Source organism: Pseudonocardia sp. NPDC049635, assembly GCF_040659795.1.
In the GTDB taxonomy this organism is placed as follows: Bacteria; Actinomycetota; Actinomycetes; order Mycobacteriales; family Pseudonocardiaceae; genus Pseudonocardia.
In genome coordinates this window covers 90,428-113,785 of the sequence record NZ_JBFAON010000010.1, presented here as the reverse complement: position 1 = coordinate 113,785, position 23,358 = coordinate 90,428, and the positions used below count along the sequence as shown (strand labels likewise).

The following is a 23,358-nucleotide window of genomic DNA, read 5'->3' as shown; positions in this document are numbered from 1 at the left end:
CGCGCGACCGGCCCGCCGAGTGTCCCAGTAGCGGATCAGGCCTGGGCGAGCCGGGCCGGGAAGCCGCCGGTCGCGACCGGGCCCCATCGGGTCGGGGTGATCCGGATCAGGGCCTTGCCCTGGTCGGCCATCGCGCGGCGGTAGGCGTCCCAGTCGGGATGTTCGCCCGAGATCGTGCGGAAGTAGTCCACCAGCGGCTCCAGCGCCTCGGGGAGGGTGAGCAGCTCGGCGGCACCGTCGACCTGGACCCAGGCGCCGCCGAAGTCGTCGGAGAGCACGACCACCGAGGCGGTCCCGCTCCGCGCGACGTTGGTGGCCTTGGCCCGCTCCGGGTAGGTGGAGATCACGATCCGGCCCGCGTCGTCGACGCCGCCGGTGACCGGGGACCCCTGCACGCCGCCGTCGGAACGGGTGGTCAGCAGCACCATGTGGTGGCGTGGGCGGACGAACTCGAGCAGCTCGTCGAGCTCGACGCGGGTGGTCGTGGCGATGGTGCGCGGCATGGGGCCAGCGTATGTGCGCCACCGGACCGCTGCCCGGCGTACTAGGGTCCGGACCCGTGAGCAGCGTCTTCACCAAGATCATCGACGGTGACATCCCCGGCCGCTTCGTCTTCGCCGACGAGCGGTGCGTGGCCTTCCTCTCGATCAACCCCCTCGGCCCGGGGCACACCCTCGTCGTACCGCGGACCGAGGTCGACCGGTGGGTGGACGCCGACGTGGAACTGATGGCGCACCTCACCCGGGTGGCGCACGCGGTCGGCGGCGCGGTGCGCGAGGTCTGGGACCCGCCGCGGGTGGGGCTGATGGTGGCCGGGTTCGAGGTCCCGCACCTGCACGTGCACGTGTTCCCGGCCTGGGACATGGCGGCGTTCGACTTCGCGAACGCCGCGGCGACCGTGGACGGCGCCGAACAGGACGGCCACGCCGAGTCCCTGCGGGCCGCGTTGCGTGCCGCCGGTCACGGCGACCACGTGCCGGCCTGATCCGGGGCCGGGCGGTGCATCTCGTCCTGGTCCGGCACGCCCTCCCGCAGCGGGTCGAACACCGTGACGGCGCGTTCGCCGATCCGGGGCTGACCCCGCAGGGACACGACCAGGCCCGGCGCCTGGTGTCGGCGCTGGCCGAGGACCCGGTCGACGCGCTCTACACCAGCACCATGCGACGTGCGATCGAGACGGCGGCACCACTGGCCGCCGCCCGCGGGATCGTCCCGGCCACCCGCGCCGACCTGCGCGAGTTCGACGCCGAACGAACCGAGTACGTCCCGATCGCGCAGATGGCGGAGGCCGACCCGCAGACCTGGGAGCGGATGCGCAGCGGGCACCTGCCGGCACACGTCGACGTCGACGCCTTCCTGGGCCGGGTCCGGGCCGGGATCGAGGAGATCGTCGCCGCGCACCCCGGCCGGGCGACCGCCGTCGTGGTGGCCCACGCCGGGGTGGTGAACGCCTACCTGGCGACAGTGCTGGGGACCGACCGGACGCTGCCGTTCCCGCTCGACTACGTGGGCGTCACACGGATCGTGTGCGCTCGGGACGGAATGCGGAAGGTCCGTACGGTGAACGACATCTCGCACGTCAGGGACCTGTTGTGAGGCCGCGGTGACCGCCGGCGCCACCCGCCGGCCGTGCGCAGCTCGGCCGGGGACGTCGACCGTCCGGCGACGCGAGGGCCCGCGTCCGTCCGGCGGTGCGCCCGATCGGACAAGCGGATGCGACCCGCTGTTGCCGTTCGTCGCCGTCGTGCTGCCGTCCGTCGGTACGCACCCCGGCTGACCTGACGTTTTCGGGTCGCGTACCTACGCTCGACGGGAACCCGGGCGGCCGTTCCGAGCCCACGGCATCCGAGTCGGTTCGACCGGGCGGGGGACCGCCGGGCCCTCCCATGGCTCGTCGAAGGGATCCGTACCGGATGGCAGTGACCGGCAGGGGGAGGAGTGCGGCGTCCGGGGGCCCTCCCGACGCCGGTCCGCCCACGTCCGGGAGTCCGTTCCGGGTGGCCGACTTCCGGGCGCTCTGGTCCGCCGAGATGCTCTCGGCCGCGGGGGACCAGGTGGCGCGGGTCGCGCTCACCGTACTGGTACTGGAGCGGACCGGCTCGGTGGCCTGGTCCGCGACGATCTACGCGCTGACGTTCCTGCCGGCCCTGGCCGGTGGGCTGCTCCTGGGGCAGCTGGCCGACCGGTTCCCGCGCCGGCTGGTGATGGTGCTGACCGATCTGGCCCGGGCCGGGCTGGTCGGGGTGATGGCGCTGCCCGGGCTGCCGCTGCCGGTGCTGTGCGCGCTGCTCGTCGTCGTCGTGCTGCTCGGCGGGCCGCACCACGTCGCCCGGTCGGCGGTCCTCCCCGACCTGCTCGGGGGTGCGCTGCTCACCCGCGGGATCGCGCTGCGCCAGGTGTCGGTGCAGGTGGCACAGGTGGTCGGGTTCGGCGGCGGCGGACTGCTGGTGGCCCTGCTCACACCGTCCGGAGCGCTGCTGGTCGACGCGGCCACCTTCGTGCTGTCCGCCGCGGTGGTCGGGTTCGGCATGCGCTCCCGCTGGGCGGCCCGCCGTGCGGGAGCCGGGGAGGGCCCGGCGGAGGGGGGCGCCGAGCCGCGGACGTGGCTGGAGGGCGCCCGGTCCGGGCTGTCGTTGGTGTTCGGGCATCCACGCCGTCGCTACCTGGTGCTGGTCGCCTGGCTGGTCGGGATCTACGTGCTGCCGGAGGCGCTCGCCGCGGCCTACGCGGTGGCGATCGGCGCCGGCCCGGCGGCGACCGGCCTGCTGATGGCGGCCGATCCGGCCGGCAGCGCGCTCGGTGCGCTGTTGTTCGCCTTCGTGCTCCCGGCGCGGTTCCGGGAGCGGTGGATCGTGCCGCTGGCCGTGGGCGCGGCCGTCCCGCTGGCGGTGACGCCGCTCGCGCCGGGCCTCTGGTCGGCGGTGGGGCTGTGGGCGACCTCCGGCGCCTGCGCGACGGCCTGCCTGGTCCAGGCGCAGGCCGGGTTCGCCAGGGCGACCCCGACCGCGGTACGTGGCCGGGCGACCGGCGTCGCCGCGTCGGGCCTGATCGGCAGCCAGGGAGCGGCGGTCCTGCTCGGCGGGGTGCTGGCCCAGTGGACCGGACCGGCCGTCGCGCTGGGGGTCTTCGGCGTGGCCGGGTTGTTCCTGGCGCTCGGGGCGAGCCGACTGGCCGGGGATGCGGTGCGTGGCGTCCCGGGGGCTGCCGGGTGACCCCGCGGCGGCGAGATCCCGGCCCGGCCGGGGGTCGATGTCGGTCTGTCGGTGTTCACCAACCACGGTTGCGCATCGCGGTACCTCCTGCCTACCAGCTGCTCGACCGGATCACTCTGAGCGATCACTCGATCACCATTGTACCCGTTCGAGTGACACGACCAAGCGAAGTCGATCGTGTAATCCCGGTCGCCGTGTGGTCGTTGTCACGGCGGTCGTCACGGTCCGGAGTGGACCGGTGACCGGCGGACCCCGGCGGCGCGGCGCCCGCTGGCCGGCGCTGGACCTGCCCCGGCCGATGCTCCTGGTGCTGCTCACCGTCGAACTGCTGACGGCAGGGCTGGTCGTCGGTGGGCTCGCGGCGCTGCCGGCCGACCGCTCGACCGGACTGGCCGCGCTGGGCGCGCTGGGCCTGATCGCCCTCGGGGTGGTGCACACCGAACTCGCCACCGGCATCGAACGGGTCCGGCGACGGGTGGCCCACGCGTCCTACTTCGACCTCTCCAGCGTGTGGACCTTCGCCGGGGCGCTGCTGCTCCCGCCCGGCCTCGCCGGCGTGGTGGTCATCGGGATCTACGGCCACCTGTGGTGGCGGGTGTGGCGTCCCGCGGGGGCCGGTCTCTACCGGCACGTGTACACCACGGCGACGGTGGCGCTCGCCGCGATCGCCGCGTCCACGCTCATCGCGCCGCACGGGCTGGAGGTCGTCGCCGGGTCCGGTGACGTGCTGCCGGCAGTGGGCCTGCTCCTGCTCGCCATGGCAGTGTACGTGGTGGTCAACCAGCTTCTGGTGGCGCTGGCACTGGCACTGACGACCGGGCGCCGGTTCGCCCTGCGCGGCGTGCTGGGGGAGTGGGACGACCACATCCTGGAGGGCGCGACGCTGTGCCTGGCCGTGCTGGCGGCGCTCGCCGCGCTCCGCCAGCCGTTGCTGATGCTGCTCGTGCTGCCCCCGCTGCTGGTGCTGCACCGGGCGGTGCTGATCCGTCAGCTGGAGGAGCGCGCCAACACCGACGCCAAGACCGGGCTGCTGACCGCGTCCGCCTGGCGCGGCCGGGCACATCGCGCGCTCGCCCGTGGCCGCAGGCGCCGGGACGCCGTCGCCGTGCTGATCCTCGACCTGGACCACTTCAAGTCGGTGAACGACGGCTACGGCCACCTCGCCGGCGACGAGGTGCTCACCGCCGTCGCCCGGACCTTGACCTCCCAGGTCCGTGAGGTGGACCCGGTCGGCAGGTTCGGCGGCGAGGAGTTCGTCGTGCTGCTCGCCGGGCTCCCGCGCGGGGCGGAGGGCCGCACGCTGGCGCACGCCGCGGCCGAGCGGATCCGGCGAGCCGTGCGCGGCCTCACCGTCGACGTCGACCTCCCCGGCGGGCCGCTGACCATCACCGATCTCTCGGTGTCGGTCGGCGTCGCGATCACCGGCGAGGACGGTGAGTCGCTCGAGGAACTCATGCAGGTCGCCGACTACGCCCTGTACGCGGCGAAGCGGGCGGGCCGCAACCGGGTGCGGCTGGGACGCGCGGCGGCCGAACCCGGCTCCGATGGCTGACCGGGCCGCGTGGTCGGCCCCGGTCCGGAGCGGTCACCCGGGCACAGCCTGCGAGGCGGCCCCTCGCGGGCCGCGCGCGGCGCGCCGGACGGCGCCCGACGTCCGGCGCGCGCCCCCGGGCCGGCCCGGCGAGCGCTCCGTAGAGTGTGGCGTGAGTCGATGCCGGGGCGTCGAGGGCGGGTCCCCGCCTGCGGGCGGTTCCGGCGGCGAGGAGGCAGCACGTGACGACGAACCGGGGGCTCACCCAGATCCGGCGCCCGGCCGACCTGCGTGGGCTCGGTGCGGACGAGCTCGCCTCGCTGGCGGCCGAGATCCGCGGGTTCCTGATCAAGGCGGTCTCGCGGACCGGCGGGCACCTGGGCCCGAACCTGGGGGTGGTCGAGCTGACCATCGCCCTGCACCGGGTCTTCGACTCGCCACGTGACACCGTGATCTGGGACACCGGGCACCAGGCGTACGTGCACAAGCTGCTCACCGGGCGGCACGAGGGCTGGGACCGGCTGAAGAAGACCGGCGGGTTGTCGGGCTACCCGAGCCGCGCCGAGTCCGAGCACGACCACGTGGAGTCCAGCCACGCGTCGTCGTCGCTGTCCTGGGCCGACGGGGTCGCCCGGGCCAACGAGCTCGCCGGGCGCGACCGGCACGTCATCGCGGTGATCGGGGACGGCGCGCTCACCGGCGGCATGGCCTGGGAGGCGCTCAACAACATCGCGGCCGGCAACGACCGCAATGTGGTGATCGTCGTCAACGACAACGGCCGCTCCTACTCGCCGACGATCGGCGGGCTGGCCGACCGGCTGGCCTCGCTGCGGCTGCAGCCCGGTTACGAGCGGATGCTCGAGGCCGGGAAACGGACGGTGCGCGGCACGCCGGTCGTCGGACCGGCCCTCTACGCGGGGCTGCACGCGATCAAGGCGGGCGTCAAGGACGCCGTCAGCCCGCAGGAGCTGTTCGGCGACCTCGGCCTGAAGTACTTCGGCCCGGTCGACGGCCACGACATCGCCCAGGTCGAGTCGGCGATGCGCCGGGCGAAGCGGTTCGGCGGCCCGGTGATCGTGCACGCGGTGACCCGCAAGGGCAACGGCTACCCGCCCGCCGAGAACGACGACGCCGAGCAGATGCACAGCCCGGCCGCCTTCGACCCGGAGACCGGGGAGCCCACCGGGACGCCCTCCACCGGTTGGACCGACATCTTCGCCGAGGAGGTCGTCGAGCTGGGCGGCCGGCGCAGCGACGTCGTCGCGATCACCGCCGCCATGCTCGGTCCGACCGGGCTGGCCCCCTTCGCCGCGGCCTTCCCGGACCGGCTGATCGACGTCGGCATCGCCGAGCAGCACGCGCTCACGACGGCCGCCGGACTGTCCCGGGCCGGGATGCATCCGGTCGTCGCGCTGTACTCCACGTTCCTCAACCGCGGGTTCGACCAGCTGCTGATGGACGTCGGCCTGCACTCCGAGCGGCTCACCCTGATGCTGGACCGCTCCGGTGTCACCGGTAGCGACGGTCCCTCGCACAACGGCATGTGGGACCTCTCTCTGCTGGGCATCGTCCCCGGCATGCGGGTCGCCGCCCCGCGGGACGAGCGGACGCTGCGCGAGGAGTTCCGCGAGGCCGTCGCCGTCAGCGACGGGCCGACCGCGCTGCGCTACCCGAAGGGTGCCGTCGTGGCGTCGGTGCCCGCCGTGCGGCGGCTCGACGGCCTGGCGGGTGTCGACGTGCTGCACGAGCCGGCCGACCGGCGCGCCCAGGTCCTCATGGTCTGCGTCGGCGCGTTCGGTGCGCTGGGGGTGGCGGCCGCCGAGCGGCTGGCCGACCAGGGGGTCGACGTGACGGTGGTGGACCCGCGCTGGGTGCTCCCGGTCCCGCGCGAGATCCTCACCCTCGCCGCCGACCACCAGCTCGTCGTGACCGTGTCCGACTGCGGCACGCACGGCGGTTTCGGCTCCGCCCTGTCCGACGCGTTGCGGGCCGCCGACATCGACGTCCGGCAGCGGGACCTGGCACTGCCCCAGGAGTATCTGGAGCACGGCAGCCGGGACGACGTGCTGGCCCGGGCCGGCCTGACGGTCCAGGACGTCGCTCGGCGGGTGACCGAGTGGGCGGCGGCCTCCGCGCCCGCGGTGCCGGAGCTGGACGCCGGCCGGGCGGTCCGGGGGACCTGAGATGCGGGTGATCGTGGTCGAGGACGAGCCCGCCATGGCCGACGCGGTCGCCCGGGGCCTGCGCCGGGACGGCATCGCCGTCGACGTGGCCTACGACGGTGACGAGGGCTCGGAGAAACTGTCGGTGACCCGGTACGACGTCGCCGTGCTCGACCGCGACCTGCCCGGCCGCAGCGGGGACGAGCTGTGCGACGAGCTGGTCGCCGCCGGGGGCACCACCCGGGTGCTCATGCTCACCGCGTCCGCCACCCTGGCCGACAAGGTGGAGGGCCTCTCCCGCGGCGCCGACGACTACCTGGCCAAACCGTTCGACTTCCCCGAGCTCGTGGCCCGGGTCCGGGCACTGGGCCGGCGGGCCACCCCTGCCCTGCCGCCGACCCTGGCCGCCGGTGATCTCGTGCTGGACCCGGCCCGGCGGACCGTGGCCCGGTCGGGCCGCCCGGTCGAACTCACCCGCAAGGAGTTCGGGGTGCTGGAGGTGCTGCTCGCCGCGGGTGGGGCGGTCGTCTCCTCGGAGGAGCTGCTGGAACGCGTCTGGGACGAGAACGCCGACCCGTTCACCACCACCGTGCGGGTCACCGTGATGACGCTGCGCAAGAAGCTCGGTGATCCGGCCCTGATCGAGACGGTGGTCGGCGCCGGGTACCGGGTGCCGGACGCCGCCTGCGCCGGCGCTCCGCCCGGGCCGGCCGCGGGCTGAGCCGTGCATCGTCTGCGGCCGCGGCTGACCGTACTGGCCACCGTGCTGGTGGCGGTGGTCGCGGCGCTGCTGCTGTGGTTGGGCTGGATGCTGGTCGGCGCGGCCGTCGCCGGGACGCCCGCGCTGCCCGGGACGGTCCTGGTGAACGGGGTGCCGGTACCCGCCGAGACGGCCCGCGACGCGATCGCCGCGTCCGCCAGGGCCGAGGTGCTGCGGGCCGGGCTGATCGCGTTCCCGCTCGTCGTCCTGGCCGGCGCGGTGACCTCGTGGGTGCTCGTCGGGCGGCTGCTCGATCCGTTGCGGCGGGTGGTGGACACCGCCTCCCGGCTCTCGGCGAACTCGATGGACGAGCGGGTGGCCCTCGAACCGGCCCGCAGCGAGGTCGCCGAGCTGGCGGCCGCGTTCGACGCGATGCTGGACCGGTTGCAGGCCGCCTTCGACGCACAGCGCCGGTTCGTCGCGAACGCCGGTCACGAGCTGCGGACACCGCTGGCGGTGCTGCGCACCGAGGTCGACGTGACCCTGCAGGACCCCGACGCCGACGCGGCCGAGCTGCGCCGGATGGCCGAGGTGGTCCGTGACGCCGGGCGCCGCTGCGACGAGCTCGTCACCGGGCTGCTGCTGCTGGCCCGCACCGAGGCGACCGGGACGCTGACCGGTGCGGACCGGGTCCCGGTGGATCTCGCGCCGATGCTGGCCGACGAGCTGGCGGCGGTCGCCCCGGACGCGAGCGCGCGGGCGTTGACCGTGCGCTGCGATCCGCGGCCCGCCGTCGTCGCGGGGAACGAGGCGCTGCTGCGCCGGTTGGTGGCGAACCTGCTGGAGAACGCCGTGCGGCACAACCGCGACGGTGGCTGGATCGAGGCGAGCTGCGAAGCCGGGGCCGCGGTCGTGCTGCGGGTGGTCTCGTCCGGCCCGCAACTGGCACCGGACCAGGTGGCAGAGCTGTTCGAACCGTTCCGCCGGGGGCCGGTCGCGCGCACCGCGCACACCCGTGGATCCGGGCTGGGCCTGTCGATCGTGCGGGCCGTGGCTGCGGCGCACGGAGGCACCGTGTCCGCCGAGGCCGTCCCCGGCGGCGGGCTGGCGGTCCGGGTGGAACTGCCGGGACCGGACGGCCGCGCCCTCGCGCCGACGGTCGACGACGACCCGGCGGGTGCCGGGCGCCGATCCCCGGACCCGCGGCTGTCCGCCTTCCCGGAACGCTGATCCCGGCTCCGGACCGGCCGGCCCTCGACGCCCCGGCGCCGGCTCCGTGATCACGGAGCCGGCCGGGCCTCAGCTCGGGGCGAGGACCGGCTCGAGCAGCGGGGCCAGCAGATCGACCTGCCACGGCCGGGCGCCACCGGCGGCGAGGGCACCGCGGACGTCACCGTCGGCGGGCGGCGTCCAGCACAACCGCCGCAGCAGATCCGGTTGCAGCAGGTTCTCCACGGGTACGGCGTGCTCGTCGGAGACCGCCGCCAGCGCCGCCCGCGCGGCGGTGAGCCGGGCGGCGGCGTCCGGGTCACGGTCGGCCCACCGCGAGACCGGGGGCGGTCCGTCCGAGGGCGCCGACCCGCGGGGCAGCTCCGACTCCGGGAGCTCGGCGGCGCGGCGCAGCGCGTCGAACCAGTAGCGGGCGAGGCGCCGCTGGGACCGGCCGCGGAACACCGGAAGCTCGGCGAGGGCCTGCGGCGACTCCGGGTTCCGGACGGCCGCGTCGACGATCGCCGCGTCCGGCAGCACCCGGCCGGGCGCGATGTCCCGCTCGGCGGCCAGGGCGTCCCGGGCGTTCCACAGCTCGCGGGCCGCCGCCAGCGCCCGCGGACGGCGCACCTTGTGGATCCCGGAGGTTCGCCGCCACGGCTCGGCGCGCGGCCCGGGGGGCCCGGCGGTGCGCACCGCCTCGAACTCCTGCCGGGCCCACTCGGTCTTGCCCTGCTCCTCGAGCAGGCCCGCGAGCACGTCGCGCAGCTCGATCAGCACCTCGACGTCGAGCGCGGCGTAGACGAGCCAGTCCTCCGGCAGCGGCCGGCGTGACCAGTCGGCGGCACCGTGTCCCTTCTCCAGGGACAGCCCCAGCAGGTTCTCCACCATCGGGCCGAGGCCGACCCGGGGCAGCCCGGCCAGCCGCCCGGCCAGTTCGGTGTCGAACAGGGACGCGGGCAGCAGGCCGATCTCGGCGAGGCAGGGCAGATCCTGGGATGCTGCGTGCAGCACCCATTCGGGGCCGTCGAGGACGGATGCGAGGGGAGCGAGTGCACCGCGCAGCGGGATCGGATCGACGAGCGCGGAACCGGCGCCCGCCCGTCGCAACTGCACCAGGTAGGCGCGTTGCGAGTAGCGGAAGCCGGAGGCACGCTCGGCGTCGACCGCGACCGGCCCGGTGCCCCCGGCGAACCGGTCGGCCACCTCGGCGAGAGCGTCCGGGGACGCCGTCACCTCCGGGAGACCGTCGGCCGGCCTGAGCAGGGGAACCGGATCGGGTGAACCGTCCGGGGACGGACGACCGGGCGACCGGATCTCCGCACCGCCTGTCGTCCGCATCCCCTGGTTCAGCGAATGACCCCCGCACGCATCGCGAGCGCCACCATCTGTGCGCGGTCGCCGGTGCCGAGCTTGCGCCCGATCCGGGACAGGTGGCTCTTCACCGTGAGTGCGGAGAGGTTGAGCGCCTCACCGATCTCCTTGTTGGACTGCCCGTCGGCGACCAGCTGGAGCACCTCGACCTCGCGGGCGGAGAGCTCGCGGGGGGTGTTGTCGGTGCCCGGCACGCGGGAACCGGTCGCCAGCAACGGGGCGACCGTCGGGTCGGCGTAGACGCCGCCGTCGAGCACGCGCTTGACGCCGTCGGTCACGACCGACGGCGACGCGGACTTCAACAGGTACGCCTGCGCACCGGCCTGGAACGCCGAGCGGACCGCGTACGGGTCGTCCGAGGACGCCAGCACGACGAGCCGGTTCCAGCCGAGCGAGCGCAGCTCGCTCACCAGGTCCAGGCCGCTGCCGTCGGGCAGGGTCAGATCGAGGATCGCCAGATCGCACGGCCCTGCGGCGTGGGCCCTGGCCCGCGCCTCGGTGACCGAGGCGGCCTCGTGCACGGTGCCGGCCCCCATCGAACGGAGCCTGCCGGCGATCGCCTCCCGCAGCAGCGGGTGGTCGTCCACGACGAGGACCGTGAACAGCTCCTCCCGTGGCTGCGGCACGATCCCCGGCGAGAGCATGGCTCCACCGATCGGAGCGCCACCTGGGGTGGTGCTGCCGGAGCCCTGCGCCGGCACTTGCTGGCCAAGTACAGCCACGTCGTCAACCTTCCTGGAGTCGGTCGTCAGCCCCCGACCAACACCGGAACCCGAGGGACGGAGAGTGGCGCTCGGCCGCCCGGGTGGGTGCCATGCAGGAGATGGTATCCCTCCATGCGGCCTAACGTCGCGTGTGCATTCGAACTTCTGGCCCGGAAAGTTACATGGATGTGGGTGTGCTCCCACCCCGACGGGTGACATTTCTCGTCAACGCGCCGCTGACCTGCGTCTATCAGCCGGGTGACCGACTCAACGGCACCGCGCCCACGGGGGGCAGCCCCGCCGCGGTCGCCACCAGGGACCCGAACGCCACGGCGTGTCGAGCGAGGTCGGCGTCGCTCTCCGTAGGCGTCCACGAGGCCCGCAGCTCGACGTCGTCCTCCCGGGGAGGGTTGTCGTCGGGGCCCTGGAGCCCGCCGAAACGGACCGACGAGGTCTGCGTGACGGTGCCGCCCAGGGCGGTGAACTCCGCTCCCGCGTGCTCGAGCGCGTCGGTCAACCAGGACCAGCCGATGCTCGGCAGCATGTCGTCGCCGAGCTGGCCGGCCTCGAGCCGGGCCTGGACGAAGCAGACCAGCCGGAAGGTGCCCTGCCAGCGATCCTGGCCCTCCGGGTCGTGGAGCAGGATCAGCCGTCCGGAGGTGTCCGGCTCGTCGAGATCGTCGGTGCCGTCGCCGCGGTGGCCGATGTCGGCCTCGACGCTCGTCGCCCAGCTGTACGGTGCGAGCCGGGGCGGCGCCTCGAGCGCGCGCACCACGAGCTCCGGGCGCGGCGCCACCGAGGCGAGTGAGGTCACTGCCCGACGGAACAGCGGTGGCGTGGAGATCGGGTCCGGCACGGCGGGAGACTCTAGGGCGAACCGGCCGTCGTCGCAGGCAGGCGCGCCGGGGTGGGCGGCACGTGCCTGACCGCTCGTGGGAGGATGGCGGGGTCATGACAGCAGGTACAGCAGGCATCGTCTCCGCCCCGCCGGCCCGGCGTGACCTGGCCGGATCCCCGTTCCTGGACGCGGTCCGCGGGCGCAGGCCCGCACGGCTGCCCGTCTGGTTCATGCGCCAGGCCGGGCGTTCGCTGCCCGAGTACCGGGCGCTGCGGGCCGACAACGGCATGCTCGAGGCCTGCCTGACCCCCGATCTGACCTGTGAGATCACGCTGCAGCCGGTGCGCAGGCACGGCGTCGACGCAGCGATCCTGTTCTCCGACATCGTGGTTCCGCTGTACCTGGCCGGGATCGGGGTGGACATCGTCCCGGGCACCGGCCCGGTCGTGGACTCGCCGGTGCGCACCGCCGCCGACGTCGAGGCCCTGCCGGAACTCGCCCCCGAGCAGGTGGGCCGGGTGGCCGACGCCATCGCGCTGCTGCTCCCCGAGCTGGGGGACACGCCGCTGATCGGTTTCGCCGGTGCCCCGTTCACGCTCGCGTCCTACCTGATCGAGGGTGGTCCGAGCCGCAACCACGAGCGCACCAAGGCGCTCATGCGCTCCCGGCCGCAGGTGTGGCACGCGCTGATGGCCAAGCTGGCCCGCTCGACCGGGGTGTTCCTGCAGCAGCAGGCCGCTGCCGGGGTCGACGCCCTGCAGCTGTTCGACTCCTGGGCCGGCGCACTCTCCGAGCGCGACTACCGCGAGTTCGTCCTGCCGCACTCGGCTGCGGTGCTCGGCGGGCTGGCCGGGACCGGTCTGCCGCGGATCCACTTCGGTGTCGGCACCGGCGAGCTGTACGGAGCGATGACCGAGGCCGGCGCGGACGTGATCGGGGTCGACTGGCGCACCCCGCTCGACGTCGCCGCGCGCCGCGCCGGTGGCGCCGTCCCGGTGCAGGGCAACCTCGACCCGGCCGTGCTGTTCGCCGGGCAGGAGGCGATCGACGCCGAGGTCGCGCGGATCGCGGCCGAGGGCGCGCGCTGCCCCGGGCACGTGTTCAACCTCGGGCACGGCGTGTTGCCGCAGACCGACCCCGACGTCATCACCCGCACCGTCGAGGCCGTCCACGCCCAGCCGACCCGGTGATCCGGGTCGCCGTCGTCGGCGGCGGGATCTCCGGGCTGGCCGCGGCACACCGGCTGCGGACCCTGCTCGGGCCGGCCGCCCGGATCACCCTGCTCGAACAGCGGGGCCGGCTGGGCGGGGTGCTGCGGACCGTCGACCTGGCCGGGGTCCCCTTCGACGTCGGCGCCGAGGCGTTCCTGGTGCGGCGCCCGGAGATGCTCGACCTGCTCGACGAGCTCGGGCTGTCGTCCGCGCTCGCCCACCCCACGCCGGCGACGGCCACGATCCGGGCGGGCGGGCGGACCGTGCGCCTGCCCCGGGGCACCCTGATGGGCGTCCCCGGCCGCCGCGCCGAGCTCGCCGGGGTGCTCTCGGCGGCCGGTTCGGCCGCGGCCGCGGCCGAACCATCGGTCCCGTTGCACTGGGAACCCGGGAGCGACGTCGCGCTCGGCGGGCTGCTGCGCGATCGGTTCGGCCCCGAGGTGGTCGACCGCATCGCCGATCCGCTGCTCGGCGGGGTGTACGCGGGCCGGGTGGACGCGCTGGGCCTGCGGGCGACGGTCCCCGCGCTCGCCGCGGCCCTGGACGCCGGTGCGCCCTCGGTGACCGACGCCGCCACGACCGGTATGCGCGCCGGTGGGCAACCCGCGGGGACGCTCGCCGCCGGGCCCCGGAGCGGTGCACCTGCGCAGGCCGGCTCCGGGGCCGCCACCGAGCTCCGGGCGGAACGCTCCGGAACGGTGGGCGCCGGAGCGGACCCGGGGCCGCCGCCCGCCGTGGCCGGGCCGGTGTTCGGTGCGGTGCGCGGCGGCTACCGGGAGGTGGTGGCCGCACTCGTCGCGGCGTCCGGGGCGACCGTCCGCACGACCACGACGGCGCGCGCCCTGGAACGCCGCGGGCAGGCCTGGCGGCTGGTCCTGGGCCCCGTCGGGTCACCCGAGACCCTGGACGTCGACGCGGTCGTGCTGGCCGTACCGGCGCCTGCCCTGCGCAGACTGCTCGACCCGGTGCTGCCGGCCGCGGCCGCGGCGGCGGCCCGGATCGACCTCGCGTCCTCGGCCGTCGTCGCGCTGGCCTACGACCCGTCCGAGATCCCGGAACCGCCCAGGACGAGCGGTTGTCTGGTCGCGGCCGACGAGCCGCTCTCGGTCAAGGGCGTGACCCACGCGTCGACGAAATGGGCACATCTCGGCGCGGACGGCCTGATCCGGGTCCGGGCCTCGGTCGGCCGGTTCGGGGAGGAGTCGACCCTGCAGGTGGACGACGCCGAGCTGGTCGCGAAGGTCCGCGCCGACCTGCGCGAACTGGACGGCATCGCGGCCGTGCCGGTCGCCTCGCACGTGCAGCGCTGGGGCGGTGGGCTGCCGCAGTACGGTGTCGGGCACACCGGCACGGTCGCGGCGCTGGAGTCGGCGGTCACCGCCGAACCGGGCCTGGCCGTCGCCGGGGCCCTGCTGCACGGGGTCGGCGTACCGGCCTGCGTGGGCACCGCCCGCGCCGCCGCCGAGCAGATCGCCGCCCGGGTGGTGAGGGCACCCTGATCCCCCGGCGTAGCATGCGGACCATGGCCCGCGTCGACGTCAAAGCGATCAACGAGACCATCCGGTACACCATGTGGTCGGTGTTCCGGGTCGAGCCCGGGCGGCTCGGTGACGACCGCTCCGAGGCGGCGCGGCAGGCCACCGAGTACCTCGACTCGCTGGCCAACAAGGACGTCGTCGTGCGGGGGGTCTACGACCTCGCCGGTGTCCGGCACGACGCCGACTACATGATCTGGTGGCACGCCGCCGAGATCGAGTCGTTGCAGGCCGCCTACGCCGACCTGCGTCGCACCACCGCTCTCGGCCGCGCATCGGTCCCGGTCTGGAGCCAGACCGCGCTGCACCGCCCCGCCGAGTTCAACAAGAGCCACGTCCCGGCGTTCATGGCGGGTGAGGACCCGAAGCGCTACGTGTGCGTCTACCCGTTCGTCCGCTCCTACGAGTGGTACCTGCTGCCCGACGCCGAGCGGCGGAAGATGCTCGCCGACCACGGCAAGGAGGCCCGCGACTACGCCGACGTCCGCGCCAACACCGTGCCCTCGTTCGCCCTCGGTGACTACGAGTGGATCCTCGCGTTCGAGGCCGACGAGCTGTACCGGATCGTCGACCTCATGCGGCACCTGCGGAGCACCGAGGCGCGCCGGCACGTGCGGGAGGAGATCCCGTTCTACACCGGCCCGCGGGTCGAGGTCGGAGACCTGGTCGCGTCGCTGCCCTGAGCGGGCCGCATCCGGTGCGGCCCGCTCGTTCGGCAAGCCTCACTCGGTGCCGTCTGCTCGTTCGGCAAGCCTCACTCGGTGCCGTCTGCTCGTTCGGCAAGCCTCACTCGGTCTCGAGGGTGAGCGACACCGAGTTGATGCAGTACCGCAGGTCGGTCGGGGTGTCGTACCCCTCGCCGGCGAACACGTGCCCGAGGTGGCTGTGGCAGTTCGCGCACAGCACCTCGGTGCGCGTCATCCCCATGCTGGAGTCGGTCCGCTCGATGACGGCGTCACCGGCCAGCGGGGTGAAGAACGACGGCCACCCGCAGTGCGACTCGAACTTCGTCTCGCTGCGGAACAGCTCCGCGCCGCACGCCCGGCAGCGGTAGACGCCGGCGCGCTTCTCGTCGGTGTACTCGCCGGTGAACGGCCGCTCCGTCCCGGCCTGGCGGAGCACGTGGTATTCGGCCGGGCTCAGCTGGGCCCGCCACTCCTCGTCGGACTTGACGACCTTCGGTGCGGGCTCCGTCCCGGAGCCGGTGTTGCTGCTGAACAGACCCATGCACCCACGCTAACCCTTCTGCCGGCTCCGTGCCCCGGAGCCAGGCCGAGACCACGACGACGACCGCGTTCGCGATCGCCCGGGCCGACGGCCGCCGTGCGGCACGGGCCGCGCAACCGGTTCACCGAGCCGGCGACGTCCCCGACCCCCGGATGCGACCTTCCACCGAGCACGACGGGCCGCGCTGCATCCGGTCAGGTACGCGGCAACGCCCGCGCCCGGCGGATCGCCCGGATCGAGATCGGCCAGGTCCGCATCGAACCGGGGACCGGTCGTCGTTCATGACACCACGACGGTCGGCGCGGTAGGTTCGCCCGCGTGGCGAGCCGAGACGTCGAGATCCTGCAGGTCGACGGGCCGGACGGGAGTCGCGACGTCCGGCTCACCAGCCCGGGGAGGATCACCTTTCCGAAGCTCGGGATCACCAAGCGCGAGGTGGTCGAGTACTACCTGGCCGTCGGCGGGCCGATGACCCGGGCGCTGCGCGACCGCCCGACGAACCTCAAGCGGTTCAACGACGGCGTCGACGGTGACCCGTTCTTCGTCAAGCGGGTGCCGAAGGGGGCCCCGGACTGGGTGCGGACCTGCACCGTCACGTTCCCGAGCGGTCGGACGGCCGAGTCGGTCGCGATCACCGAGCCGGCGACGATCGCGTGGGCGGCGAACCTGAACACTCTCGACTTCCACCCGTGGCCGGTCCGCTGCCCGGACACCGACCGGCCCGACGAGCTGCGGATCGACCTCGATCCGCAGCCCGGTACCGATTTCACCGATGCCGTCGCCGTCGCGGGTGTGCTGCGTGAGGTGCTCGACGAGGCGGGGCTCACCGGATGGCCGAAGACCTCCGGCGGGCGCGGACTGCACGTGTTCGCCCCGATCCGGCCGGAATGGGACTTCATCGAGGTGCGCCACGCGGTGATCGCGATCGCCCGCCGGGTGTGCCGGCGCATCCCGGAGCGGGCCACCGTCGACTGGTGGAAGGAGGAACGCGGCGAGCGGGTGTTCCTCGACTTCAACCAGGCCGCGCGGGACCGGACGATCGCCTCGGCCTGGTCGGTGCGCGGGCTGCCCGACGCGACCGTGTCGATGCCGCTGACCTGGGACGCGCTCGCCGACGTCGATCCGGCCGAGTTCACCCTGCGCACCGTCCCCGGGATCCTGGAGCGGCACGGCGACCCCCACGAGTCGATGGACGAACGGCCCGGGGGATGCGGGACCGCGCTGCGCTGGTACGCCGAGGACGAGAGCGAACACGGGCTGGGGGACATGCCCTATCCGCCCGAGTACCCGAAGATGCCCGGGGAGCCGATGCGGGTCCAGCCCAGCCGGGCCCGACGTCCTACCAGCTGAGACACGGCAGCTGAGCGTGCGGGCGCGGCGGGCAGGCGCCGATCCACCGGACGACCCCGCTGAACCACGACGGGTGCCGGGCCGGCCGAGGCGCGGATCCGGGTGACCCGAGGATCCGGCGGTGCGCCGGTACGTGCACGGCGACGCCGCTCACCCGGGTGAGAGTCGCCCGTCGGACGGGCCCCCGTTTCCGGCCGGCGGAAGAAGCACCGCGGCATGCGAACCAGCCGGAAGCAGCGGGACGACGCCGGTCGTTGGCCGGGCGGATCGGCCGAACGGCGCCCCCACGACCGGTCGTGCCTGCGACCCACGGGCCGCCGCGATGTCGATCCGTCCCACTCCGACCGACGGAAGGAACGACACATGGTGGGCCACATCCGGCGGTACTGGATCCGGTGGAGCCTCGGAGCGCTCCTGCTCGCGATCCTCGCCGTGACCGCCGTCCCGTACGCCTACACCACCTACATCGCCGCGGCCGCCCCGGCCGGGCTGGCCACGGAACGATCGCAACCGGACACCGAGGGGCCGGCAGCACCGCTCGACGGGCGCTGGGTCGCTGCGGACGGGTCCGAAGCCGAGTACCGGATCGACGAGATCCTCTTCGGTCAGGAGATCACCGCGGTCGGCCGGACCGGCGAGGTCGACGGGGAGATCGAGATCGCCGGCACCGCGGTGAGCACCGGTCGCGTCGATGTGGACATGGCGTCGGTCGCGACCGACAACGCACGGCGCGACCGACAGTTCCGTGACAACCTGATGGACGTCTCGGCCAACCCGACGGCCACGTTCGCGCTCACCGCGCCGGTGGAGCTGCCCCACGCCCCCGCCGTGGGGGAGGAGCTCACCGTCCCGGCGCGTGGGGAGCTGACCCTGCGCGGCGTGACCCGGCCGGTCACGGTCGACCTGACCGTGCGCCGGGGATCCGTCGAGCTCACCGTCAGCGGTGAGGTCCCGGTCACGCTGTCCGACTACGCGATCCCGCGGCCGTCGATCGCCGGGATCACGGTCTCCGAGCAGGCGGCCGTGGGGTTCGCGCTGCGGTTCGAACCGGCCTGACCGGTGCCGGCCCTCACGATCACCACGGCGAACCGGCGCGCGGTGGCAGAATCGCCGGCCGTGTACGCGTTCCTGGACGACGGCCCCCACGCCGGTGAGCTCGTGCGCATCGACCCCGACGCCTCGGGCCGCCCGCCCCGCCGGATCGAGCTGGCCGATCCGGGCGGGGAGCCCGCCGCCTACGATCTGATCGGCCCGCACCACGACCCGGACCGGTGGATCTACCGGCGGGCACCCTAGAGCGCCGGCCCGAGGGTCAGCCTCCTTCCCGGGCCCGCTTGCGGCGCTTCCCCTCGTGCATGGCCTGCACCCGGGGGACCGGGATGGCCCGTCCCTCCTCGAGCAGGATCGGGGGGACCGATGCAGGTGCCGGGCGCAGCGACCGCCACGGATCGGTGTCGCCGAGCAGCCCGGACGCGGCGCGTACGGTGACCGCGGCGGGGGAGAGGTCGTCCAGGGCGTCCCACGGGACCGGGAACGACACCGGCAGCCCGGGGCGGGCCCGGGGGCTGTAGACGGCGACGAGGGTGGCCCAGCCTGCCCGGGTCGGATCGAGGAACACCCGTCCGCCGCGGTCGGCCCGGATGAAGGCGGTCGTCGCGACGTCGGGGCCCAGCGCGGCGGCACGGGCGCACAGGGCCCGGGTCGCGGCGAAGGCGTCGTCGATGCCCAGCGGCGTCGCCAGCGGCACGACCAGGTGCAGGCCCTTGGCGCCGCTGGTCTTGACGACGGCGTCCAGCCCGAGCTCGTGCAGCGCCGCGCGGACCGACCCGGCCGCGGCGACCACGGCCCGGAACTCGCCGTCCGGCGGCGGATCGAGGTCGACGACGAGCTCGTCGGCGGTGCTCGCGCCTGCGGTCAGCAGGGTCGGGTGGAACTCGATCGCCCGCTGGTTGCCGAACCACAGCAGGGTCCGCCGGTCGGCGCACACCGGGTAGTGCACGGTGCGCTGCGAGCTCTCCGCCCACACCGGCAGGGTCGGGATCCAGTCCGGTGCGCCGCGCGGGAGATTCTTCTGCATGAACGGCTGCTGGCCGGGCCGGGCCCGTACGACCGACAGCGGGCGGTCGGCGAGCGCGGGCAACATCCGGTCCGCCACCGCGTCGAGATGGTCGAGCAGCTCCCGCTTGGTGACGCCCGCGCCGTCGAACACCGGCGCGTCCAGGCTGGTCAGCTCAACACCGTCACGGATCTCGTCCACCCGGCGGGCCATCGCGGGCTCCTCCCTCAGCCGATGAATCCACGGTCGGCGAGCCAGGCCCGCGCGACCTCACGTGCCGGCCGGCCCTCGGCCGAGACCCGGCCGTTGAGCTCCTGGACGGTGCGCTGGTCCAGCGCTTCCGCGATCGGCGAGAACACCTCGGCGACCTGCGGGGCGCGCTCGAACGCGTCCAGCCGGACGGTGGGCGCCGCACTGTAGGTGATGTGGTAGTCGCGGTCGTCCTCCAGCACCGTCAACCCGAGTGCGGGGATGCGGCCGTCGGTGGCGGCGACCTCGCCGAACAGGCACACCCCGTCGGCGGTGGACTGGAAGATCAGCCCCTGTTCCAGGACGGAGGTGCGCTCCCGGGGCAGCTCGACGCCATAGGCCTGCTGCAGGCCGCGCAGGCCGTCGGCCCGGGAGTGGTACTCGGTCTCCACGCAGACCGTGCCGGGCTGCCCGGACCGGATGTAGGCCGCCATGTCGCTGATCGAGTCCAACCCCAGACGGGCGGCCGCCGCCCCGTCGACGACGAATGCATAGGTGTTGTCGAAACCGGCCCGGTCGAGCCAGACGACGCCGTTCTCCACCCGGTCCCGGGCGCGCAGCTCGCGCAGCACCTCGTCGTCGGGGAGCTTGCGGGTCTCCCGCAGGAACGACGCCCACGCGGTGCCGGTGTACTCCCAGTACAGGGTGATGTCGCCGGAGAGCAACGCCTGGCGGGTCGCGTCGGAGCCGCCGATGTTGCAGCGGTCGGTCACCGTCGCCCCGACCGACTCCAGGGCGGCGATGGAGATCTCGCAGAGCACGATCTGCTCGTCGAAGTTCTTCGAACCCACGACGTAGGTCTGCCCGGTGAGGTCCACCGACTCGGCGAGCGAACCGGAGGAGGCGCGCGGCCCGGTCCCGGCCAGCCCGGCGCAGCCGCTCACGAGCAACGCGAGGGCGCACAGCGACGCGAGGAACGCCCCGGTCCGGGGGAGCCGGTCACGATGGGTCCTCACGCTGTGTCGTCCCCGGTCGCAGGTGTGTTGCGAGCACCCGATCACGGAACGCGCCGCGGTGCAACACCGCACCCGCCACGGGCTCCCCGGCGAACGGACGCGGCCCCGCCGACCACCCACCGGGGTGGTCCGCGGGGCCGCCGCCGGAGCTGCCGACCGGTCAGCCGGTGAAGCCCTCCTCGGTCAGCCAGGTGCGCGCCACCTCGCGGGCGTCACGTCCCTCGGACGAGACCTGGCCGTTGAGCCGCAGCATGGTCTCGTAGTCCAGCGCGGTCGAGATCGGGGCCATGACCTGACGGACGGCCTCGTTCTGGGTGTAGGTCTCCTCGCGGATGATCGGCGCCGCGTTGTAGGTGACGTGGTAGCGCTCGTTGTCCTCCAGCACGGTCAGCCCGAGCCCGGGGATGCGCCCGTCGGTGGTGAACACCAGGCCGAAGGTGCAGTCGCCGTTCTGGGTGGCCTGGTAGATCGCACCGGTGGCGAGCACCTGGAGGCGGTCCGGCGGGATCTGGAAGCCGTAGGTCTCCTGCAGGCCGCGCAGGCCGTCGTCACGGGAGTTGTACTCGGTCTCCACGCAGACCGTGCCCGGCTTGCCGTCGTTGATGTAGGTCGCCATGTCGGAGAGCGTGACGAGGTTCTCCTCGCGGGCCTTGTCCCCGTTGACGGCCATCGCGTAGGTGTTGTTGAAGTCGGCCTTGTCGAGCCAGACGAGCTGGTTCTCCTGCAGGTCGCGCTCGGCGACGAGGCGGTAGAGCTCGTCGTCGTCGGCGATGCGCTCGGTCTCCTGGAAGAACGACGCCCACGCGGTGCCGGTGTAGTCCCAGTAGATGTTGATGTCACCGGCGAGCAGGGCCTGCCGTGCGACGTCGGTGCCGCCGAGGTTGCAGCGCGGCGTGACGTTGCCGCCGACCGACTCCAGCGCGGCCACCGTGATCTCGCAGAGCACCAGCTGCTCGTCGAAGTTCTTGCCGCCGACGATGTAGTCGACTCCCTCGAGGTTGCCGGCCTCGGCGAGTGAGCCACCGGAGGCGGAGGGGCCGCTGGCGTCGAGGCCGCCACAGCCCGCGAGGGCGACCGCGGTGACGGCAGCCAACGCCGTCAACGCCATGCGCCGGGATCGTCCGAATCTCAAGGTGTCCTCCAGGAGTGCGGTACTGCGGAATCTGGGGGGAACGGGGTGGTGCGGGGGCGGATCAGCCCGCGGAACGGCCGACCAGGTACTCGGCGAGGCCGGCCAGCCAGTCCACGATCAGCGCGAGCGCGGCCACGATGGCGGCCGCGACCAGGGTGCCGGTGGGCCTGCCCAGCTCGAGCATTCCCTTGATCGGCTCGCCGAGACCGCCGGCACCGATGAAGGTCGCCAGCGCCGCGGTCCCGACGTTCAGCACCAGCGCGACCCGGACCCCGGCGACCATCACCGGCGTGGCCAGCGGCAGCTCGACCCGCAGCAGCGTCTGCCGCGCCGACATCCCGATCCCACGGGCCGCCTCGACCAGGGCCCGGTCCACCTGCTGCAGCCCGACCACGGTGTTGGTCAGCACCGGCAGCAACGCCGCCAGGGCGAGCGCGACGACCGCGGTGGTCAGCCCGAGGCCGAGCGGCGAGAACGCGAGCAGCACGATCACACCGAAGGCGGGCAGCGCCTGCATGAAACCGGTGAAGGCGAGCACCGGCCGCTGGATCCGCCGGGCCGCGGGACGGCTGATCGCGATGCCGGCCGGGATCGCGATCACGATGACGACCAGGGTGGACAGGCCGGTGAGGACCAGGTGCTCCCCGAGCCGGGCACCGAGCGCCTGCGGGTTGATGACCGACCGCTCGACGTCGTCGAGGCCCTGGGACATCGCGTAGGCGAAGACCACCGCGAGCCCGATCACCGCGATGAGCGGGTTGGCGATCAGGGTCTTGTCCAGCTTGCGGCGTGGCCGGCGGGGGAGGTCCTCGGCGGTGGCCTCCGAGGTCCCCGCGGTGGTCTCGGGGGCCGGGGCGCTCATGCGCCCGCCTTGGTCTTGAGCCCCTCGACGAGGTCCCGCCACCAGAGCGCACCCCGGAGCTTCTGCTCGTCGTCGACGACGGCGACCAGCTCGGTCTGCGAGTCCAGCATGATGTCGACGGCGTCGTAGACGGTGCCCGTGTGCGGCACGGTGACCAGCTGCGGGGGCGCCTCGGTGCCCGGTACGTACGCCCAGCGCACGGGCCGGCCCTCGGCGTCGGCCTCGTAGGTCGGTGAGCCGTTGCGCTCGGCCGTCCCGTCGAGCCCGACCGTCTGCAGCTCGAGCCGGGACAGCTCGAGCAGCGAGAGCCGACGCACGGCGGCACCGGAGCCGACGAACTCGGCGACGAACTCGTTCGCCGGCTGGGTCAGGATCATGTCCGGGGTGTCGTACTGCTGCAGCGTCCCGCCGGGGCCGAAGACCGCGATCCGGTCGCCCAGCTTGACCGCCTCGGTGAGGTCGTGGGTCACGAAACAGATCGTCTTGGCGATCTGCTGCTGGAGCTCCAGGAACTCGTCCTGGATGCGCTCGCGGGTGATCGGGTCGATGGCGCCGAACGGCTCGTCCATCAGCATCACCGACGGGTCCGCGGCCAGACCGCGGGCCACACCGACCCGCTGCTGCTGCCCGCCGGAGAGCTGGCGCGGATAGCGGTCCCGGTAGTCCTTCGGTTCCATACCGACCAGGTGCAACAGCTCGTCGACCCGGGCGGAGATCCGGGCCTTGTCCCAGCCCAGGATCCGCGGCACGACGGCGATGTTGTCGCCGATGGTGAAGTGCGGGAACAGGCCGACCTGCTGGATGACGTAGCCGATCCGGCGGCGCAGCTCGTCGGCGTTGACCTTCGTGACGTCGTCACCGTCGAGCAGGATCCGGCCGGTGGTGGGCTCGATCAGCCGGTTCATCATCTTGAGCGTGGTCGTCTTGCCGCAGCCGGACGGTCCGATGAACATCGAGATGGTGCCCTCGGGCACCTCCAGGTTGAGCTCCTGGACCGCGGGGGCGGTGGCCTTCGGGTAGGTCTTGCTGATCCCTTCGAGGGCGATCATG

Annotated in this window: 23 protein-coding genes; 13 read left to right on the top strand and 10 right to left on the bottom strand. The window is 73.9% G+C overall.

Going from position 1 to position 23,358, the window contains the following annotated elements:
• Positions 1-35 precede the first annotated feature (35 nt).
• Positions 36-503, bottom strand: coding sequence for a PPOX class F420-dependent oxidoreductase (locus AB0J24_RS14755; protein ID WP_358680875.1), 468 nt, complete (start codon positions 501-503; stop codon positions 36-38).
• A 56-nt stretch (positions 504-559) separates the two neighbouring features.
• On the opposite strand from AB0J24_RS14755, the gene AB0J24_RS14750 reads away from it, so the two are divergent.
• The 7 genes from AB0J24_RS14750 (at position 560) to AB0J24_RS14720 (ending at position 8,835) form a co-directional block, all read left to right on the top strand.
• Positions 560-985 carry an HIT family protein gene (locus AB0J24_RS14750; RefSeq protein ID WP_358680872.1) on the top strand — a complete coding sequence of 142 codons (426 nt, stop codon included), beginning with the start codon at positions 560-562 and terminating at the stop codon, positions 983-985.
• A gap of 14 nt (positions 986-999) precedes the next feature.
• Entirely contained in the window at positions 1,000-1,596 is a 597-nt protein-coding gene (locus AB0J24_RS14745) for a histidine phosphatase family protein (RefSeq protein ID WP_358680869.1), read from the top strand.
• Positions 1,597-1,886: 290 nt separating this feature from the next.
• Complete coding sequence (locus AB0J24_RS14740) at positions 1,887-3,212, top strand: MFS transporter (RefSeq protein ID WP_358680866.1); 1,326 nt, start codon at positions 1,887-1,889, stop codon at positions 3,210-3,212.
• Between the two features lie 238 nt (positions 3,213-3,450).
• Positions 3,451-4,764, top strand: a complete 1,314-nt coding sequence (locus tag AB0J24_RS14735) for a GGDEF domain-containing protein (RefSeq protein ID WP_358680863.1) — start codon at positions 3,451-3,453, stop codon at positions 4,762-4,764.
• Between the two features lie 221 nt (positions 4,765-4,985).
• Entirely contained in the window at positions 4,986-6,926 is a 1,941-nt protein-coding gene (dxs, locus tag AB0J24_RS14730; RefSeq protein WP_358680860.1) for a 1-deoxy-D-xylulose-5-phosphate synthase, read from the top strand.
• Position 6,927: 1 nt separating this feature from the next.
• Complete coding sequence (locus AB0J24_RS14725) at positions 6,928-7,626, top strand: response regulator transcription factor (RefSeq protein ID WP_358680858.1); 699 nt, start codon at positions 6,928-6,930, stop codon at positions 7,624-7,626.
• Positions 7,627-7,629: 3 nt separating this feature from the next.
• Entirely contained in the window at positions 7,630-8,835 is a 1,206-nt protein-coding gene (locus AB0J24_RS14720; protein WP_358680855.1) for a HAMP domain-containing sensor histidine kinase, read from the top strand.
• 69 nt (positions 8,836-8,904) lie between these two features.
• Here the strand turns inward: AB0J24_RS14720 and AB0J24_RS14715 are convergent, their stop codons facing one another.
• From AB0J24_RS14715 to AB0J24_RS14705, 3 genes are all read right to left on the bottom strand, one after another.
• Positions 8,905-10,155: an HRDC domain-containing protein gene (locus AB0J24_RS14715; protein ID WP_358680852.1), complete on the bottom strand. Its 1,251-nt coding sequence runs from the start codon at positions 10,153-10,155 to the stop codon at positions 8,905-8,907.
• Between the two features lie 8 nt (positions 10,156-10,163).
• Positions 10,164-10,832: a response regulator transcription factor gene (locus AB0J24_RS14710; protein ID WP_010233729.1), complete on the bottom strand. Its 669-nt coding sequence runs from the start codon at positions 10,830-10,832 to the stop codon at positions 10,164-10,166.
• Between the two features lie 310 nt (positions 10,833-11,142).
• Positions 11,143-11,748: a DUF3000 domain-containing protein gene (locus AB0J24_RS14705; protein ID WP_358680849.1), complete on the bottom strand. Its 606-nt coding sequence runs from the start codon at positions 11,746-11,748 to the stop codon at positions 11,143-11,145.
• Positions 11,749-11,843: 95 nt separating this feature from the next.
• On the opposite strand from AB0J24_RS14705, the gene hemE reads away from it, so the two are divergent.
• The 3 genes from hemE to hemQ are packed head-to-tail and all read left to right on the top strand — an operon-like array spanning position 11,844 to position 15,159.
• Positions 11,844-12,920, top strand: a complete 1,077-nt coding sequence (hemE, locus tag AB0J24_RS14700) for a uroporphyrinogen decarboxylase (RefSeq protein ID WP_358680846.1) — start codon at positions 11,844-11,846, stop codon at positions 12,918-12,920.
• Positions 12,917-14,440 carry a protoporphyrinogen oxidase gene (gene hemG, locus AB0J24_RS14695; protein WP_358680844.1) on the top strand — a complete coding sequence of 508 codons (1,524 nt, stop codon included), beginning with the start codon at positions 12,917-12,919 and terminating at the stop codon, positions 14,438-14,440. Before hemE ends, hemG begins: the two co-directional genes overlap by 4 nt.
• A gap of 23 nt (positions 14,441-14,463) precedes the next feature.
• A complete protein-coding gene (gene hemQ, locus AB0J24_RS14690; RefSeq protein WP_358680841.1) occupies positions 14,464-15,159 on the top strand; it encodes a hydrogen peroxide-dependent heme synthase in 696 nt (231 codons plus the stop codon).
• Between the two features lie 103 nt (positions 15,160-15,262).
• Here hemQ and msrB read toward each other — a convergent pair whose 3' ends face one another.
• Complete coding sequence (gene msrB / locus AB0J24_RS14685; protein WP_358680838.1) at positions 15,263-15,703, bottom strand: peptide-methionine (R)-S-oxide reductase MsrB; 441 nt, start codon at positions 15,701-15,703, stop codon at positions 15,263-15,265.
• A 318-nt stretch (positions 15,704-16,021) separates the two neighbouring features.
• On the opposite strand from msrB, the gene ligD reads away from it, so the two are divergent.
• The 3 genes from ligD (at position 16,022) to AB0J24_RS14670 (ending at position 18,349) form a co-directional block, all read left to right on the top strand.
• Positions 16,022-17,053: a non-homologous end-joining DNA ligase gene (gene ligD / locus AB0J24_RS14680; RefSeq protein WP_358680835.1), complete on the top strand. Its 1,032-nt coding sequence runs from the start codon at positions 16,022-16,024 to the stop codon at positions 17,051-17,053.
• A gap of 363 nt (positions 17,054-17,416) precedes the next feature.
• Complete coding sequence (locus AB0J24_RS14675; RefSeq protein WP_358680832.1) at positions 17,417-18,109, top strand: YceI family protein; 693 nt, start codon at positions 17,417-17,419, stop codon at positions 18,107-18,109.
• Positions 18,110-18,169: 60 nt separating this feature from the next.
• Positions 18,170-18,349 (top strand): hypothetical protein, encoded by a 180-nt coding sequence (locus AB0J24_RS14670; protein ID WP_358680830.1) that lies wholly within the window; start codon positions 18,170-18,172, stop codon positions 18,347-18,349.
• A gap of 16 nt (positions 18,350-18,365) precedes the next feature.
• On the opposite strand, the gene AB0J24_RS14665 is transcribed toward AB0J24_RS14670, so the two are convergent.
• The 5 genes from AB0J24_RS14665 to AB0J24_RS14645 all read right to left on the bottom strand — a co-directional run bounded on the left by AB0J24_RS14665 (position 18,366) and on the right by AB0J24_RS14645 (position 23,357).
• Complete coding sequence (locus tag AB0J24_RS14665; RefSeq protein ID WP_358680827.1) at positions 18,366-19,322, bottom strand: ATP-dependent DNA ligase; 957 nt, start codon at positions 19,320-19,322, stop codon at positions 18,366-18,368.
• A gap of 14 nt (positions 19,323-19,336) precedes the next feature.
• A complete protein-coding gene (locus tag AB0J24_RS14660; protein WP_358680824.1) occupies positions 19,337-20,314 on the bottom strand; it encodes a glycine betaine ABC transporter substrate-binding protein in 978 nt (325 codons plus the stop codon).
• Positions 20,315-20,474: 160 nt separating this feature from the next.
• The gene (locus AB0J24_RS14655) at positions 20,475-21,422 is read right to left on the bottom strand and encodes a glycine betaine ABC transporter substrate-binding protein (RefSeq protein WP_358680821.1); all 948 of its coding nucleotides are present in this window, start codon (positions 21,420-21,422) and stop codon (positions 20,475-20,477) included.
• A gap of 85 nt (positions 21,423-21,507) precedes the next feature.
• Positions 21,508-22,308, bottom strand: a complete 801-nt coding sequence (locus AB0J24_RS14650) for an ABC transporter permease (RefSeq protein WP_358680818.1) — start codon at positions 22,306-22,308, stop codon at positions 21,508-21,510.
• Entirely contained in the window at positions 22,305-23,357 is a 1,053-nt protein-coding gene (locus tag AB0J24_RS14645) for an ABC transporter ATP-binding protein (protein ID WP_358680815.1), read from the bottom strand. The genes AB0J24_RS14650 and AB0J24_RS14645 overlap by 4 nt, the downstream gene beginning before the upstream one ends.
• Between the last annotated feature and the right edge of the window lies 1 nt (position 23,358).

Bases quoted from the DNA above. Each gene is read 5' to 3' on its own strand.
- AB0J24_RS14755 (WP_358680875.1), bottom strand. From the start codon at position 503: ATGCCGCGCACCATCGCCACGACCACCCGCGTCGAGCTCGACGAGCTG.
- AB0J24_RS14740 (WP_358680866.1), top strand. From the start codon at position 1,887: ATGGCTCGTCGAAGGGATCCGTACCGGATGGCAGTGACCGGCAGGGGG.
- AB0J24_RS14725 (WP_358680858.1), top strand. From the start codon at position 6,928: ATGCGGGTGATCGTGGTCGAGGACGAGCCCGCCATGGCCGACGCGGTC.
- AB0J24_RS14715 (WP_358680852.1), bottom strand. From the start codon at position 10,155: ATGCGGACGACAGGCGGTGCGGAGATCCGGTCGCCCGGTCGTCCGTCC.
- AB0J24_RS14710 (WP_010233729.1), bottom strand. From the start codon at position 10,832: ATGCTCTCGCCGGGGATCGTGCCGCAGCCACGGGAGGAGCTGTTCACG.
- hemE (WP_358680846.1), top strand. From the start codon at position 11,844: ATGACAGCAGGTACAGCAGGCATCGTCTCCGCCCCGCCGGCCCGGCGT.
- hemQ (WP_358680841.1), top strand. From the start codon at position 14,464: ATGGCCCGCGTCGACGTCAAAGCGATCAACGAGACCATCCGGTACACC.
- msrB (WP_358680838.1), bottom strand. From the start codon at position 15,703: ATGGGTCTGTTCAGCAGCAACACCGGCTCCGGGACGGAGCCCGCACCG.
- AB0J24_RS14675 (WP_358680832.1), top strand. From the start codon at position 17,417: ATGGTGGGCCACATCCGGCGGTACTGGATCCGGTGGAGCCTCGGAGCG.
- AB0J24_RS14665 (WP_358680827.1), bottom strand. From the start codon at position 19,322: ATGGCCCGCCGGGTGGACGAGATCCGTGACGGTGTTGAGCTGACCAGC.
- AB0J24_RS14655 (WP_358680821.1), bottom strand. From the start codon at position 21,422: ATGGCGTTGACGGCGTTGGCTGCCGTCACCGCGGTCGCCCTCGCGGGC.
- AB0J24_RS14650 (WP_358680818.1), bottom strand. From the start codon at position 22,308: ATGAGCGCCCCGGCCCCCGAGACCACCGCGGGGACCTCGGAGGCCACC.
- AB0J24_RS14645 (WP_358680815.1), bottom strand. From the start codon at position 23,357: ATGATCGCCCTCGAAGGGATCAGCAAGACCTACCCGAAGGCCACCGCC.